Source organism: Bdellovibrio reynosensis (assembly GCF_022814725.1).
Taxonomy (GTDB): domain Bacteria; phylum Bdellovibrionota; class Bdellovibrionia; order Bdellovibrionales; family Bdellovibrionaceae; genus Bdellovibrio; species Bdellovibrio reynosensis.
Window position 1 is genome coordinate 1636719 of record NZ_CP093442.1, and the last position, 14833, is coordinate 1651551.

The following is a 14833-nucleotide window of genomic DNA, read 5'->3' on the forward strand; positions in this document are numbered from 1 at the left end:
TTTTAGTCTTCAGACATGGTCAGATCAAGGGGCCTTAGGCATGACGCAAAGTTAAACTTAAGGAGCGCTCTGAATGATAAGTGACGCGACCTAATTTATCACCCTTGATAGGGCGAACAAAGCGGCATTCTACTATGACGACGGCTACTTTCTGCCCGACCATAAGGGATTTTGAAGCCAAAGATTCTTTTGCAACCCACTCTGCGGCTTCTTGAACTTCTTTATCGCTAATAAGTTGATCACGGTGACGATGAATTATCGCGTGGGCGCCCGGAAAATCCCGCAAGTGCAACCAGAAATCCCAAGCCTTAGCCTGACGAAGCAAAGCTAAATTGTCGGCAGCCGATTTACCGCAATAAACGACAGCTCCAGATTCTAAATGCAGCTTACGACCGCGCGCTTCCGTTTTTTTCATTAAATCCACAAGCTGACTGCCCGCAGGTCTTTCTTTGTAAGTTGCTTTTTCTAGCTGACTGATTTCTTTAATCAAATCATCCAGTCGATCTTTGGCGCCTTCTTTTTTCGCCAAAAGCTGCTTGGCTTTTGAAAAACTATTTTCGATATTCCAACTTAAAGACTCTTTTGAATTAACGAACTCTTTAAGATGCTCTGGAACCTGCAAGCGACCTTCGCTTTTTAGAAAATTACCCAGCTCATACCAAGTTTCATACTTGTCGCTTTCAATTTGCTTTTGAATTTCGCTAAGGGCTTTGCGTTTTTTCTCTAAGTCTTTGGATTTTTGTTTTTCCCACTGTGCGACGGGATCCAAACTGGATTTCTTAACCGAACCTTGCTCTGCCAACCATTCCGTTTCAATTTGTTCCAAGGTTCTAGGTGGCGGCGGATTTTCGATTGCTGGCGGTGGGGAAAGATCCAATGGCTTTTCCCAAGCGATTTGTTTTCCCTGGGATTTAACGATCAGATTTACTTGTTTGGGAATCAGGCGAAGTTCCAGCTCACATTCTGTTTCTGCATTCTTTAATGCGATTGTGACGATTCTGCCCCATTGCCCTAAAACTTCCATGGAAGTAAAATACAGATTTTTAGCTTTGGAATTTAAAAACAGTCCAACCGGTTTTGTCTTCGGGCTCTTCTTAAAGGGGCAGTGATCTTCAAACAATAGCATCATGGGCGTGTTAGGCACAAGGTCTAGTACAAGCCAATAGCGGGTGCGAGATTGAAAGCCCAAAGCTAGACCACGATCGTTTGCAATGATTTCTTGAAGTTGCGCACCATCTAACAAAGGTGCTACTGAAGAGACAAAATGTTCTAGTTCTTGCTGGGTCAGGGCTTTCATACCAGAGATTGTTTCATTCTTTGGGCCAAATTTCTATGGATGACATTAGGTTCCCAAGGGAAACTCCGATAGTAACAAGGCATGACAACGGATAACTTAGTAAAAATAGTTGAAACCCGGCTTCAAGAAACAAAAAACCTGAAGGAGAAATCCCAGGATTTTATTCTGAAGGTGGTCCATATCTATACCCTGCAGTTAATGAAACAGGGCAATATTCCCATAGCTTTTATGGAAGACGTCATCGCCGATATCGAAGCTGAAGTGATTGAAATCTACCGCAAAAAGACCTACGGGTTCATGACCTTAGAAGACTATCGTCGCCATAAATTTCGTCAAGGTGACGAAAACTAAAAAGGAGCCCTAGGCTCCTTTTTTATGCTCTTTTATTTCTCTTTTTTGGTTCCTATCTTCCTTGAAGCGCCACGATTTTTCGATTCGTTTGGGAAACCTCAAACTTCATGCACACTTCCTGAGCCTGCAAATTAGTGATGGTATTTACTGACAACATTAATAATGAATCGCTGGATACACCGCAAACTTGCTCGCCGCTTACTAGATCAAGACAAAGCTCTACTTCAGATTTAGCACCTTGTTCATTGGCTTCTTCGTAAATGTACTTCACTTGCTTACTTAATTTACCGCAACTTTTTTCGTAAGGATTGCCACGTCCACAGGATCCGCAAGAAGGTGGGGCTGCTTGGGCTTGAGAGAAGATAACTAATGAAGCAGCTAAAATAAAAAGAACAATCGCCAGTAAAGATCTCATAAACACTCCTTGTCTATATCACTTCGGATCCTCCGAAGTTGCGGTGAGGTTTTATTCTATGGAGTTCTTAATTGGAGTGATAATTTCAACTCTGTTATGTGTGCCCTAGCATTTCTCTAAAATGGCGAAATAGAGCGGACCAAAACCACTTTTATCTGGCATGAAGGCGACACCCAATTCCGTGCGCTCGCCGCCGACACCGACGGCAGCTTCAACGAGTTTTACAGAATCTTTTTTCTTTTTAAGTAGTTTGCGCACGACTTCGTCATTTTCTGTTGGGCTAATGGAACACGTAGAATAAACGATTCTTCCACCTGGTTTCACTGCTAAAAAAGCCGCGGCTAACAATGAATACTGTCGTGAAGCCAAGTGTTCGGTTCTGCGCGGGCTCCACTCATCTTGGGCGGCTTTATTTTCTAAAATATGTCGTTCGCCAGAACAAGGAGCATCTAGCAGAATACGATCAAAACTTTCAGGCTCTTTAAGGCCGAATTGTACGCCGTCCTTGCCAGTCACCCAAACGCGGTTGCGAATATCGCGGGGAACATATTGTTGAATGACTTTTTTGAGGCGTTCCCGTCTTTCCGGGGAAAGATCGTTGCAAAAGATTTCGCCGGATTCTTTTAAGGCTTCAATCAGCACCAAGCTTTTTCCACCGGGTGCTGCACACATATCTAGTACTCGATCACCCGACTGAACATCTAAGGCTCTAGCGACCATGACACTGGCTGGATCAAGAATATAAACATCTAATAGTTCATCCTCATTGCGTTCTGGCTGAACGAAACTGCCAGGGGTCATCCATTTGCAACCTGGTAAGGCCATTTCTTCATTAAGATGAAACCACTTTTTACTTTCGATATCAGCGATCAGGCTAAGATTATTAATGCGCGCCACTTGTTGTTCTGGTTGAGTCAAAGCCGCGAACAACGCAGGCCAACGATCGCCGTACACCTTTTGAAAATGTTTATAAAAGCCGTGGTCTTCAGAAATCATCTTTAGTCCTATTTAACCGGAAAAGTGCAGATAAATTCGCTTCCTTTATCTATTACACTTTTTACTGCCACTGTGCCACCGTGACTTTGCATAATGTGCTTAACAATAGCTAAACCTAAACCTGTACCACCAGCGTCTCTAGTGCGGCCCTTGTCGATGCGATAAAAACGTTCAAACAAACGATCTAAATGTTCTTCAGGTACGCCAGGCCCGTCATCAATAACCCGTAAGATCACATTCTTTTCATCACCTTCCCAACGGATTTGGACAGTTTTTCCGTTAGGAATAAATTTGATGGCATTTGAAACAAGATTTCTTAAAACCTGTTCGACCTTTTTGGCATCCGCCATAAACGGTTCCACTTCGCCAATCACACGAATTGAAATATTTTTTGCCCCGGCCATCACAGCAAGTTCTGTGATGATATGCTCAGAAATTTGTAAGGGATGAATTTGTTCTAATTTCAAGGCAGCTTGGGAATCCAACGAACTTAAACTTAATAAGTCGTTCACCAAATCCATTAAGCGATCGATATTTTTAGAAACGATATCTAAGAATCTTCCCGCCTGTTGGATCTGTCCTGACTTAACATCCTCTTTCAAGGTATCGACATAACCCTTAATCGAAGTCAGGGGCGTTCGCAGTTCGTGGGAAGCATTACCTACGAAATCAATGCGGATCTGTTCTGTCTTTTTTAACTCTGTAATATCATGGAAAATGCCAACCACACCGTACATGACTTTGGTTTTTTCATTGCGAATGGGATTGACCGAAACCGAAAAGAATCTTTGCTGATTATCGATTAACGTCGGCAGCTTCACGGTAAAACGCTGCCCTTTTCCTTCCGTGATTGTGCGCGCAAAGCCTTCAAGAACATCTGAGGAACGGATGGCATCTTTTAAACGCAGGTTCGGGGACTTCATGCGATCTGCAGTTAAAAACTGGGCACCAAACTGAGAGTTAAAATAAAGGATCTTTTCATCAAGGCTTACACTCACTAAGCCCTCTGCCACAGCACTCATAAATGCTTGGGATTCTTCTTGGGCTTGCAGAAATTGGGCTTTGCGCTTTTTCATTTTGCGGTGAATGTGGTTTAAAGCCACATCTAACTCAGAAATATCATCCAGCTCATCATCAAGCAGATCGTCTTCCTGATTTTCCACTAGGTTCCCATAAACTCTTTTACTAGAAATTCTTAAGGCCTTTAGAATCACGCGATGAATAGGACGTGCAAATCGATAGGACGTGAGTGCTGCGACAAAATTACTGAAGAAAAAAAAGTTTAAAAGGGCTTCGTTATAAACAAACGGTCGCACACGGTAGCGCGTATCGACCACAGCAATAAGCACCAAAAAAAGCACATTGAATGCTAGCACTTGATAAAAATAGAATTTCCAAAATATGCGCCAAGGGAATCTTACAAATCGCTTCATGCGATATCTACTTTAACCCGATATCCTACTCCGCGGATAGTCTCAATGCGATCTCCCCACTCACCTAACTTCTTGCGTAATCCAAAAACGTGGGTGTCTATGGTGCGGCCGACCACATTAATGCCCTCACCTTGAATATTTTCGATCAGTTTTTCTCGCGTTAACACGCAGCCCATGTTTTGCACTAACGATCCTAGAAGTTTGAACTCGGATGGAGTTAAGTGCAGCGGCTCGCTGTTATAAGAAATTTCATAGGTCTTAAAGTTCATTTTTAAGCCACCCACCGAAACTTCACTGCTATCAGAAGGGGGTGCTGCGATATTGGCACTTCTTCTTAGAAGGGCCTTTACTCTGGCAATGAAAACACCTGGATTAAAAGGTTTAGTCAGATAGTCATCAGCGCCTTTTTCTAGGCCCGCCACGATATCTTGTGGCTCTGCCATCGCTGTTACCATTAGGACGGAGGCGTCCCTTGCTTTGGCTTTGATCTTTCCAACAAGATCAACACCGCTCATCCCAGGAAGCATCCAATCAAGCACGAAAAGTTGGAAGTTTGGATTACGATTCACTTCATTCAAGGCATCTTCAGCAGAAGAACATTCGGTCACTTTGAAGCCCTGACGCAATAAATGCAGGGCCATCAACTCACGAATCTCTTGTTCGTCTTCCACTACTAGCACATGAATCAAATTCTCAGCCAAACTTTCCTCCATGACGTATATCTTTACCTGTGAAGGCGAAAATAACGTCTTCTGCGATATTTGTTGCGTGGTCACCCAAGCGCTCTAAGTTTCTTGCAATCAAAATCAAATCCAAACCAGCTTCAACATCTTCACCATGGCTTTTCATATGGAGGACGGCATCTTTAAAGACTTTGTTTTTCAAAGCATCAATTTCGTCATCCATCATAAGAATGTCTTTAGCTTGTTGAACATCACCGCGAACAAAGGAATCAAGAGACCCCTTCACCATGCGACCTGCGATTTCCGACATTTTTTTGATGTCGTCCAATTGCTGTTGAATTGGTTTACGACCTAAATAGTCTTTTCCAGAATAAGAAATATTCACAGATTGGTCGCCCATACGCTCTAGATCGTTATTGATTTTAATCACTGACAAAATCAAACGCAGATCTTTAGCTACCGGCCCTTGCTTAGCAAGTAAGTTCATACAAGCATTGTCGACTTTGATATGATCTTCATTGATAAGCTTTTCAATGGCGTGCACCTGATCAAACATGCCCAAGTCCTTGGACAACAATGCCGCAGTAACTTGCGACAAAGCTTTTTCGACGTGGCCACCCATTAGAAGAATCATTTTCTTTAAATCTTCAATTTGAGTGTCAATCGCTCTTTCCATGATCATTCTCCAGGGCACCTTGCCCATTGTTTATAATTATTTATTTAACAAAAACACCGGTTAACACGGCATTCTTAAACATTCTAACAGAATCTTAACAATATACTCAAACTACCTTAAAACAAAGCCTGTCCCGCAATGGAAATCTTCGTGCGATCCCGTGCTGAAACCGAAAAGCTTTCGCCATATTTTGTATAGTCCACCACTAATGCAGCTTTGACATCATCAGTAAGTTGGTACGCTAAAGATGCAAGCCCCGTTTGCAAATTTTTTCCGTCTTCACCAACTACGGCATTAAGATAGTCATAGCGAAGCATCAATTCTGCTTTGGGACCCGTGCTGATGACAGTGAATAAACTGGCCGCCTGCCCTTTTACAGCTTGGCCTGAAAGTGCCGACACATCTACGTCATCGGCAATATCTAAGGCGGTCATCCCATCAGCGGGATCTTGGGTTGCTAATAATTCCAATCCCCAGGTCACGGCACCGTGCCCTTCATACATCATTAACGCTTGAATTCGCTCTTTTAATGAAACCCCTTCACCGTAAAGTTCATAGGTGCCGCGGGTGTAACCAAAAGAAAAACTCCAGGGCTCTACAGGAGTCAGACGTAAGAATAATGAAGCCTCCTTGTGGGATCCTTCTTCAGCACCTTCAGCCCCTTCGCCGTTTGAAAAAGTCAAAGCCCATTCGCCAAAGTTTTGGGAAAGCTCTGACATAAATGAAATGCCTAGGTCGCTTGGATTTAGATATCGCCATTTTTCAGTCATGGCCCAGGCGTCACGCTCTAAAAATCGGTAATGATATGTTTCATACTGGGCTTCTTGCCAAACTTGGGGAATCAAACCGAAACGAACCGCATGCATTCCTGCAAAAAGACTCACTAGATCAACATAAGCCTCACGCACTTTGACGTCGAATCTTTCAGTCGACGAGGTTTTAGACTCTGAACCTTCAAAAACCAAAGTTAGTACATTTTCTTCTTTTAACGGCGCATTGATATCCAAGAACAACCCAGGAACCGCAAAGTTTGAATTCCCTCTTTCGCCAGTTGGCAAAGTTGAAACTCCAACGGAAGCGTCTAGTTCCCCAGAAATTTCTAGATCTGATAGAGCGAAGGCCTGAGAGCAGCTAAAAATATAAAATAATGCACAAAGAACACGTTTTTTCATGTCTCTCATGGTGCCATTTTTATATACTATTGCCAAAGGAGATCTTTATCGTGTTACGTCGTGTGTCTGCCATTGATATTGGTTCAAATGCCATTCGCATGATGATCGCGGATATTTCTGGACATCCGTCTCCGACAATTCAAGTTGTTAAAAGATTTCGGGCCGCCGTGCGCCTAGGCCATGATGTTTTTACTGAAGGCATTATTACGCCGGCAACTATGGACATAGCAAAGGCCACCTTTCGCCGATATGCAGAGACTAATAAAGAATTAAATGTCGAGGTCTGTCGCGCGGTCGCCACCAGTGCTTGCCGCGAAGCTAAAAACCGCCAAGATTTTGTCGATGAAATTTTCAAAAATTCCCACATCCCCATTGAGGTGATTGATGGAACCGAAGAAGGTCGTCTGATTCACTTGGCTGTCCGCAAAGAATTAAACTTAGACAACAAACGCAGCATGCTGATTGATATTGGCGGTGGAAGTGTTGAAGTTACTTTTTCTGACGGCGACAAGATGACGGCTACAAAATCCTTTCCGATGGGGACCGTGCGCATTCTAGAAAATCTTACTAAGCGCCAACTGAATGAGGCCCATTTGAATATTATCATGGGTGAATTTTTAGGTGATCTTGGCGAACATATTTATAAAAACTGTGACCATGACCCCGTGGATTTTGCCATCGGTACAGGTGGAAATTTAGAGTGTCTGGGTAAACTTAAGGTTCAGCTTTTAAATGCAGCTCCTCATAGTTTTTTAACTCTGTCTGAACTTAATGCGATCATCGAAAAACTAAAAACATTTAAGGTCAAAGAGCGCGTTGAAGTCTTGAAACTTCGCCCTGATCGCGCCGATGTGATCGTGCCTGCGGCAATGTTAGTGCAAACAATCATGCGCCAGGCAGAGGTTCAAAAAATTCTAATTCCCGGGGTTGGACTTCGCGATGGGATCGCATGGTCGATGCTAACTAAGTAACACCCGCTAAAGCAAAATGTCACCTTTCCCAGTCTGAGACAGTTTTAACGAAAATCCCCTCTATTAAGTCGCACTTGTAGTATTTGGCCTCGTTATTGTGGCATCGGTCTTGCCTCTATTCATAGTGAGACAAACTTTTAGAGGTGTTTATGAAATCAAAAAAGACCAGCTTCCAATCCGTTGCTACAAGCATCCTTATTGGTTCACTGACTTTTGGAGCGGCCTCAAAATCCGTTGCCTTTGATTTACCGTTTAAGCCAAAACCCGCTGCCGCCGCCTCTAAAAAAGTCGAACAAACAAAAACGGTTTTCTTAGCTGTTGATGGCTTAAGCTACTACGCTTTCTTAGCTGCACAAAAGCAGGGTCTTTTCAAAGATTTTACGAATTATGGTGCCCACATTGCTCCATTCCCATCAATGACTGATTTGTCTTGGGCGACTATGACCCATACTTCAGATCTCTTTGGTGCCGCAGGAAGAATCAAATCCGTTGAAGCGACGTATTTTGATGAATCAACACAAACTGTGCAAGGCGATCCTCGCGATTACTATCGTCGTTTGGCGTTCCCTAAGTATTATATGGGTGCGTTTGATAGTTTCTTTAATCCTTACGTTGAAGCTTTAATGTACTTTCCGACCGAGGAAGTTCCAAAACTTGAAATTAAAACAGTTGTCGATGAACTAGCTTCCGCTAAGGCAAAACCAGTTCACACAGGTTATATTGGTGCAATTGATTCTACGGCGCATACTCAGTTAAATCGTCTATTCCCCGTGATGCGCGTCCTTGATACTGAACTGCAAAGACTTATTAAGTCCTCGAAAGATAAAGGTCAGGATATTGAAGTTATCCTTGTTTCAGACCATGGAAACATCGGACGCTTCCATGAAGGCCAACCTGAACAAGAACTTTTGGGTGTTGATCTAAATAAAGCTATTGAGTCTGCGGGTTTTAACAACGTTCAACAACTTAAAGGCGCTAAAGACGTTGCAGTTCCATTAATGGCGTTAGGAACTTGGGCTCCGGTTTATTTAAAAGAGCGCAAAGAAACTAGAAGCCTTATTCAAGGTTTACGTCAGCACAACTGGTTTGATCTGGCTGTTTATTTAAATCGCAATTCTTCGAGCGAAACGCTGATGACTGTGGTGTCGTCTGACGGAGAAGCGAAAGTTCAGTTCGATAAAAAGACCCATCTTTATTACTACTATCCAGAAAGCGGCAATCCGCTGCAAATCGACAAACTATACCACTCTAGCAAAACGGCTCCAAAAGCAATGAAGGCTACTGAGGTTTTAAACCTGACTGCCAAAACAGCTTACCCTGATTCAATCTTTCGTTTGATTGAGTCCGCTTCTGAAAGAAACTTTGATTTCCCTGATTTCATTTTAACGTTGAAAGATGGTTATTACATACAATCTTCCCTTGGTGCCTTCACCAAGATGTACCGTACCCACGGCTCCTTAACTGCGGCTTCATCATTTGGTTTGGTGGCTTCTAATAAAAGAAAAATACCAGGACAGATCCGTTCTAAAGATATTCTTAGCTTCCTAGGTGTTAATCCGAAGGAACTATTTGGCAATACAGAAAAGCGTCATGCAACGACTGGTAAAGAATCTTTAAAAGAAGTTTTGGCTAACTACCAACAAGGTGTTGAGACTCAAGCTAAAGATCTTTCACAAAAAAGAATTTTCCAACATATCACGCGCTTCGTTTCTGACACTCGTCCTTATTTCCTAGTTTCAGAAATGAAAAGCTTCATGTCGGCATTTAAGTTTGATCCGTTCAAACAACCGGGTTCCCAAACTCTTTCACCAATGAACTTTGATATTTCTAAGTTTGACGTAACAAGCATGATCAGTCCCGAAGACATCGGTGCGTTGACGGATGCTGTTCTAACTTCGGGTTCAGTGGAAAACCTAATGAACGACCCACGCGTAGAAAAGATCAAAGATAAAGTTGATATGCTTCAAGGTAACAAGATGGCAAACCTTGATCTGACTCACCAGGATTTGTCTGGCGATAACGACTTTATGAAAAATATCGTAGACTTCGTGTTACCAGCAAAAAGAGCTGCGATGAAAATGTATCAAATGCCCTATCTTTTAGAGCGCTCTATCGTTGTCCAAGAAAAAGCCTTCTTACAAGACAGCCGCGATATGCTGTTTGCAAGAAAGTGGATTAACAATAAAGAATCAGCTTCACAAAGCTTTAAAGAATTAAACGCGCAATTCCAGACAGCAACTATGGCGCAAACTTTATTGAAGGAAGCTATTAAAGAAGCGGAATTAGAAGACCGCATCTATCCAACTCCCTTGACTCAAATCTATAATCAAAAGCTTGAAGACCTGACGATCGTTTATATCCCAGGTATTTATAACAGCATCTTTGATAAAGAAATCTTCAGCCTTGGCTTAAATGGTCTTGCTGATGAAATGGGACTAAGAGTGATCCAACCACCAGTAGAAAGCGGTTGCTCTAGTGACTACAACGCCGATGTGATTCTAAACTACTTGCGTGAAGATTTTAAAGCACGCACACAACGTGGTCACAGCAATCCACGCTATTTGATTCTTGGCTACTCTAAAGGTGCCGTGGATGCCTTAGCGGCTTTTACTAAGAATCCAACGTTTATTTCTAATAACGTAAAGGCTTTCGTGTCGATTGCAGCCCCTTTACATGGATCAAGCATTCTAAATACGACAGATCTTCCATTCATGTTAGTGTCTGCTCTTTCTGAAAATAAAATTCCAGAAATCTGCCAAAAAGAAAAAACAGCTGCTAAATCCATTACACCAACTGCGATGGAAGCGTTCTGGAGAAAAAATGAAAGAGGTTTGACTGGATTGACTCGTTATTTCTCTGTGACCTTTGAAAGCGACCCAGAAGATTCCCATATCTTTATGAAAGCGACTAAGATCATTGGTCAATTTGAAGAAAACAACGATGGCGTTGTGACGACTTCATCTTCTAAGTTCCCACAAGCTTTAAAAGCTGTGGACTTAGGAACAATCAAGGCCGATCACTTGGCCGGTATCTTGTCTTCGCGCTTTAATCAAAAAGCGTTCATGAAAGGTGTGGTTAAAACTTTAGCTGAAGTTAACATTAGTGATGATAAGCAAAATCTGACTTGGAACTCGAAAGTGATTTTAGCTGCCGCCAACTCTCGTGCGACGGCTGAAAGAACTTACTACAGATGGTTTAAGGACAATATCGCAAAAGTTTATTCGCTTAAAAACGAAAACTTCGTAGATTTCGTGGTTTACTCAAACTCTTGGGAAATGAATCAACAGTTACTTCCTAAGATCAACGATCCGGCTGATAACTATGAGGTGAAAACGAAGCTTCCACAATCACAATGGCGCTTTGATCCCTACGCGGTGTTGGATGTGGCAAAGCTTCCAGACATCATGGCAGGTGTTCGTGTAGCTCCGGTGACAAAAACGAATTTACCAGAGGGCATTAACATCACTTACAACCATAAGAACATGGTGCACTTCCGCATGGATCACCAATTCAACTATGAATCGCGTTCGCCAGGTGGTTTAGATGACAACAAAGACTTTGGTTACGTGACCGCTGACTTTGATGGCGATAAGGACTGGGCTTTGATGAAAAGTAAAAACAACTCGATTCGCATGACGACGTTGGCTTACCGCTTTTCACCGACAGAATATGCAAACATGAATTTGAAATTGGCTGTTACTAAAGGTGTAAACGGTGCTGACCCAGTAAAAGGCAGAAGTGGCAAAGATGATTCTGCTTTCCAAGTATGGTTTACGATCCGTGACGGAAAAGCCAACGGTGACCGCGGTATTGTAGATCCTAAAAATGATAAGGTGTTTTTATTTGGTTATTACTGGGGCGATGAAGCCCAAGGGGAAATTCGCAAAGCGGGTGATATTTTTGAAAATCACTACTCTAATAAAAACATCGTGGTTGCGACTTTACCATTAGCAAAACAGCTTTTGTTAAACAATCAAGATATGCTTGGTAAAGCTCAAGATTATAAACGCAACTTAGCTGCGGATTTAAAGAAAGCCTTCCCGGATAAGAATGTCGAAGATTTGGATATCGTTGCCATCACGATTCAACATGACTCTAATGATGCGGAAGATTCTTCAGAAGCTTACTTTAAGTCCTTAAGCTTCCAACCTTAATCAATCAGAAACTTCGGGGGTACAGCGTATAAAAGCTGTGCCCCACCTGCTTCAGCCGTTTGAAACGATTCTACTTCTAAACCGATAATTCCACTTTTCTTTAGATCAATGAAACTTTCGTCTTTCCCCGTTAACATGTAACTCGCAAATGAACTTAAATGGGGCTCATGACCGACGATGGCAATTCGTTTCAGGGTCTTTGCTTGAATGCGAATCCATTTCAAAAATGCTTGGGGAGGACTGCCTGGTACCAGTTCCGGAGCTTCCACTACTTTCGTTTCAAAGTAAATTTGCGAAAGGATTTCCGCCGTCTGGCGCGCGCGAGTGAGGGGACTTGAAACAATAAGGTCGAATTCCTTCACCACGTCCCGCAATTGGATTGCGACCTTTTGCATTTTCTTTCGACCTTTTAAAGTCAGGGGACGAAAATAATCCTCCTGACCTTTCTTTGCGAAGTCTTCCCTTTCTTCAGCGATGCCATGACGGATGATCACCAGTTCCATTAGTCGTGATCTCCTTGATGATGGGCTTCTTCATGTAAAGTGGCCTTGGCCTTTGCCATTTGCATTAAAGTCTGATGAATGCCCACATCCTGGGAACCTTTACGTGAATAACTACCGTCCGAATTCATCTGCCAAGATTGACGTTGTTCTTTCATGCACAGACTTAAAAGTTCATAACATTTTTCTTTTAGGCTGCGATCTAGGATTGGCACAATGGCCTCTACCCGCGCATGAAGATTGCGATACATCCAGTCCGCTGATCCTAAATAAAACTCACCATCGATAGGATCTTTGGCGCCGTTTCTAAAATAGAATAAACGCGAATGCTCTAAAAAGCGGCCAATGATGGAAACGACTCTGATTTTTTCACTCATCCCCGTGACACCGGGACGAAGACAACAGAAGCCGCGCACGACCATGTCAATATCGACACCTTTTTGCGAAGCTGCGTACAAGGCAACGGCGATATCGTTTTCTTCAAAGTTATTAAACTTTGCCATGATGTGAGCAGGTCTTCCTGCTTTTGCGTGTTCAGCTTCCCGTTCAATCATCGCCTTAAAGCGCGTGAACATATTTACAGGTGCAACTAACAGATTATTATAAGACGTTTTTAAAGAGCGACCCGTGAGGTAATGGAAAAACTCAACAACATCACTGGTGATTTCTTCATTCGCAGTTAAAAGACCCAAGTCCGTATAGAATCTGGAAGTAGCAACGTTATAGTTCCCAGTTCCGATATGACAATAGCACTTAAGGCCTTCTTGTTCCTGACGAACTACGAGTGCTGTTTTTGCGTGGGTTTTTAAACCCACAACTCCGTACACGACGTGTACGCCGGCGTTCTCTAATTCAGTGGCCCAGTAGATGTTTCTTTCTTCATCGAAGCGTGCTTTTAATTCTACCAAACAGACAACCTGTTTGCCCTGTTCAGCGGCGCGGATCATCGCTTTGATAAAGGGGCTATTATCGCCGGTGCGATAAAGAGTCATCTTAATCGCAAGAACCTTGGGATCTTCACTGGCAATACGAATGAACTTTTCGACTGATGCCGCGAAACTTTCATAGGGATTATGGATGAGGTGGTCATTCATTTTAATCGCATTAAAAATACCAGTACCTTCTTCAGCAAAAGCCAACGGTACAACTGGCAGATAAGGTTCAAATTTTAATTTTGCGATATTCAAATCAGAAATCGTCGAAAGATCGGTGTAATCTAATAAACCCGGCAGTTCATAGATATCTTCTTCATTAAGCTCTAGTTCATCCATCAAGAACTTTAGCATCCACGGATCTGGATGTGGTCCATGCTCTAAACGCACGACCTCAGCAAATCGGCGCTGGCGCAGTTCTTCTTCGATGGCTTCCAGTAAATCTTCGGCATCCTCTTGGTCTTGATCTGAGTCTGCATTTCGCGTTAGACGGAAAGGCATTACATTTAGAACCTGCATGGCAGGAAATAAATCATCCAGATTTTCCTTAATCAACTCAAGCAAACTTACAAAGCGCAAGTTACCGGGGGTTCCTTCTACCGGAATCCACTGAGGCAATACTTTCGGAATCTTTACGCGGGCAAATAATTTATCTTCACTGTGAGGATGCTTCAGCGTCACACCCAATGAGATAGAAAGATTTGAAATAAACGGGAACGGATGCCCAGGGTCCACCGATAACGGCGTCAAAACCGGAAATACATTTCTGATATAATATTTCTTAATGGTTTCTATTTCTTTATCGCTCAGATCTTTCCAATTTACTAAATGAATGCCTTCTTTTTCCAAAGCAGGCTTGAGCAATTTTTTAAAGCAATTCGCCTGATCCAAAAGCATGGGATTAACCACTTGGCGAATCTCTTGAAGTTGCGCTAGTGGAGTTTTACCATCAGCAGAACGCGGAGAAATTCCATAGGCTACGTGGCGTTTTAAACCACCCACGCGCTTCATGAAAAATTCATCCAGGTTAGATCCCGAAATACTTAGGAATTTGACTCGCTCTAAAAGCGGGTTTCTAACATCTTCGGCTTCTGCCAAAACGCGGCGATTGAAATTAAGCCAACCAATTTCACGGCTGCTAAATAAGCTTTCAGACGACAGAGGATGCTCGACAACCTTCGGCTTGCGAGATGATTTCTTTTTTGACGTTCGTTTTTGCGAAGCCACTTTTGGCGTATTCAAAGAATCCTCCT

General features: G+C 42.7%; 12 protein-coding genes. 3 read left to right on the top strand and 9 right to left on the bottom strand.

What is annotated here, in order from left to right:
* Window positions 1-34: 34 nt before the first annotated feature.
* Window positions 35-1297 carry a DUF814 domain-containing protein gene (locus MNR06_RS07610; RefSeq protein WP_243540636.1) on the bottom strand — a complete coding sequence of 421 codons (1263 nt, stop codon included), beginning with the start codon at window positions 1295-1297 and terminating at the stop codon, window positions 35-37.
* 81 nt (window positions 1298-1378) lie between these two features.
* On the opposite strand from MNR06_RS07610, the gene MNR06_RS07615 reads away from it, so the two are divergent.
* On the top strand, window positions 1379-1648 hold the full coding sequence (locus MNR06_RS07615; RefSeq protein WP_243540637.1) for a DNA-dependent DNA polymerase: 270 nt from the start codon (window positions 1379-1381) through the stop codon (window positions 1646-1648).
* Window positions 1649-1700: 52 nt separating this feature from the next.
* Here the strand turns inward: MNR06_RS07615 and MNR06_RS07620 are convergent, their stop codons facing one another.
* The 6 genes from MNR06_RS07620 to MNR06_RS07645 all read right to left on the bottom strand — a co-directional run bounded on the left by MNR06_RS07620 (window position 1701) and on the right by MNR06_RS07645 (window position 7023).
* Window positions 1701-2063 (bottom strand): hypothetical protein, encoded by a 363-nt coding sequence (locus MNR06_RS07620; RefSeq protein WP_243540638.1) that lies wholly within the window; start codon window positions 2061-2063, stop codon window positions 1701-1703.
* A 105-nt stretch (window positions 2064-2168) separates the two neighbouring features.
* Window positions 2169-3059: an SAM-dependent methyltransferase gene (locus tag MNR06_RS07625; protein ID WP_243540639.1), complete on the bottom strand. Its 891-nt coding sequence runs from the start codon at window positions 3057-3059 to the stop codon at window positions 2169-2171.
* Between the two features lie 8 nt (window positions 3060-3067).
* Window positions 3068-4492 carry a sensor histidine kinase gene (locus MNR06_RS07630; protein WP_243540640.1) on the bottom strand — a complete coding sequence of 475 codons (1425 nt, stop codon included), beginning with the start codon at window positions 4490-4492 and terminating at the stop codon, window positions 3068-3070.
* Entirely contained in the window at window positions 4489-5193 is a 705-nt protein-coding gene (locus MNR06_RS07635; RefSeq protein WP_243540641.1) for a response regulator transcription factor, read from the bottom strand. The genes MNR06_RS07630 and MNR06_RS07635 overlap by 4 nt, the downstream gene beginning before the upstream one ends.
* The gene (gene phoU, locus MNR06_RS07640) at window positions 5186-5851 is read right to left on the bottom strand and encodes a phosphate signaling complex protein PhoU (RefSeq protein WP_243540642.1); all 666 of its coding nucleotides are present in this window, start codon (window positions 5849-5851) and stop codon (window positions 5186-5188) included. Before phoU ends, MNR06_RS07635 begins: the two co-directional genes overlap by 8 nt.
* 116 nt (window positions 5852-5967) lie before the next feature.
* Complete coding sequence (locus tag MNR06_RS07645; protein ID WP_243540643.1) at window positions 5968-7023, bottom strand: hypothetical protein; 1056 nt, start codon at window positions 7021-7023, stop codon at window positions 5968-5970.
* 50 nt (window positions 7024-7073) lie between these two features.
* Here MNR06_RS07645 and MNR06_RS07650 point away from each other — a divergent pair, with 50 nt between their 5' ends.
* Complete coding sequence (locus MNR06_RS07650) at window positions 7074-7994, top strand: Ppx/GppA phosphatase family protein (protein WP_243540644.1); 921 nt, start codon at window positions 7074-7076, stop codon at window positions 7992-7994.
* A 149-nt stretch (window positions 7995-8143) separates the two neighbouring features.
* A complete protein-coding gene (locus MNR06_RS07655) occupies window positions 8144-12148 on the top strand; it encodes a DUF3047 domain-containing protein (RefSeq protein ID WP_243540645.1) in 4005 nt (1334 codons plus the stop codon).
* Here the strand turns inward: MNR06_RS07655 and sixA are convergent.
* A complete protein-coding gene (sixA, locus tag MNR06_RS07660) occupies window positions 12145-12651 on the bottom strand; it encodes a phosphohistidine phosphatase SixA (RefSeq protein ID WP_243540646.1) in 507 nt (168 codons plus the stop codon). The genes MNR06_RS07655 and sixA overlap by 4 nt on opposite strands.
* Window positions 12651-14822 carry a polyphosphate kinase 1 gene (gene ppk1, locus MNR06_RS07665; RefSeq protein WP_243540647.1) on the bottom strand — a complete coding sequence of 724 codons (2172 nt, stop codon included), beginning with the start codon at window positions 14820-14822 and terminating at the stop codon, window positions 12651-12653. Before ppk1 ends, sixA begins: the two co-directional genes overlap by 1 nt.
* Window positions 14823-14833 lie beyond the last annotated feature (11 nt).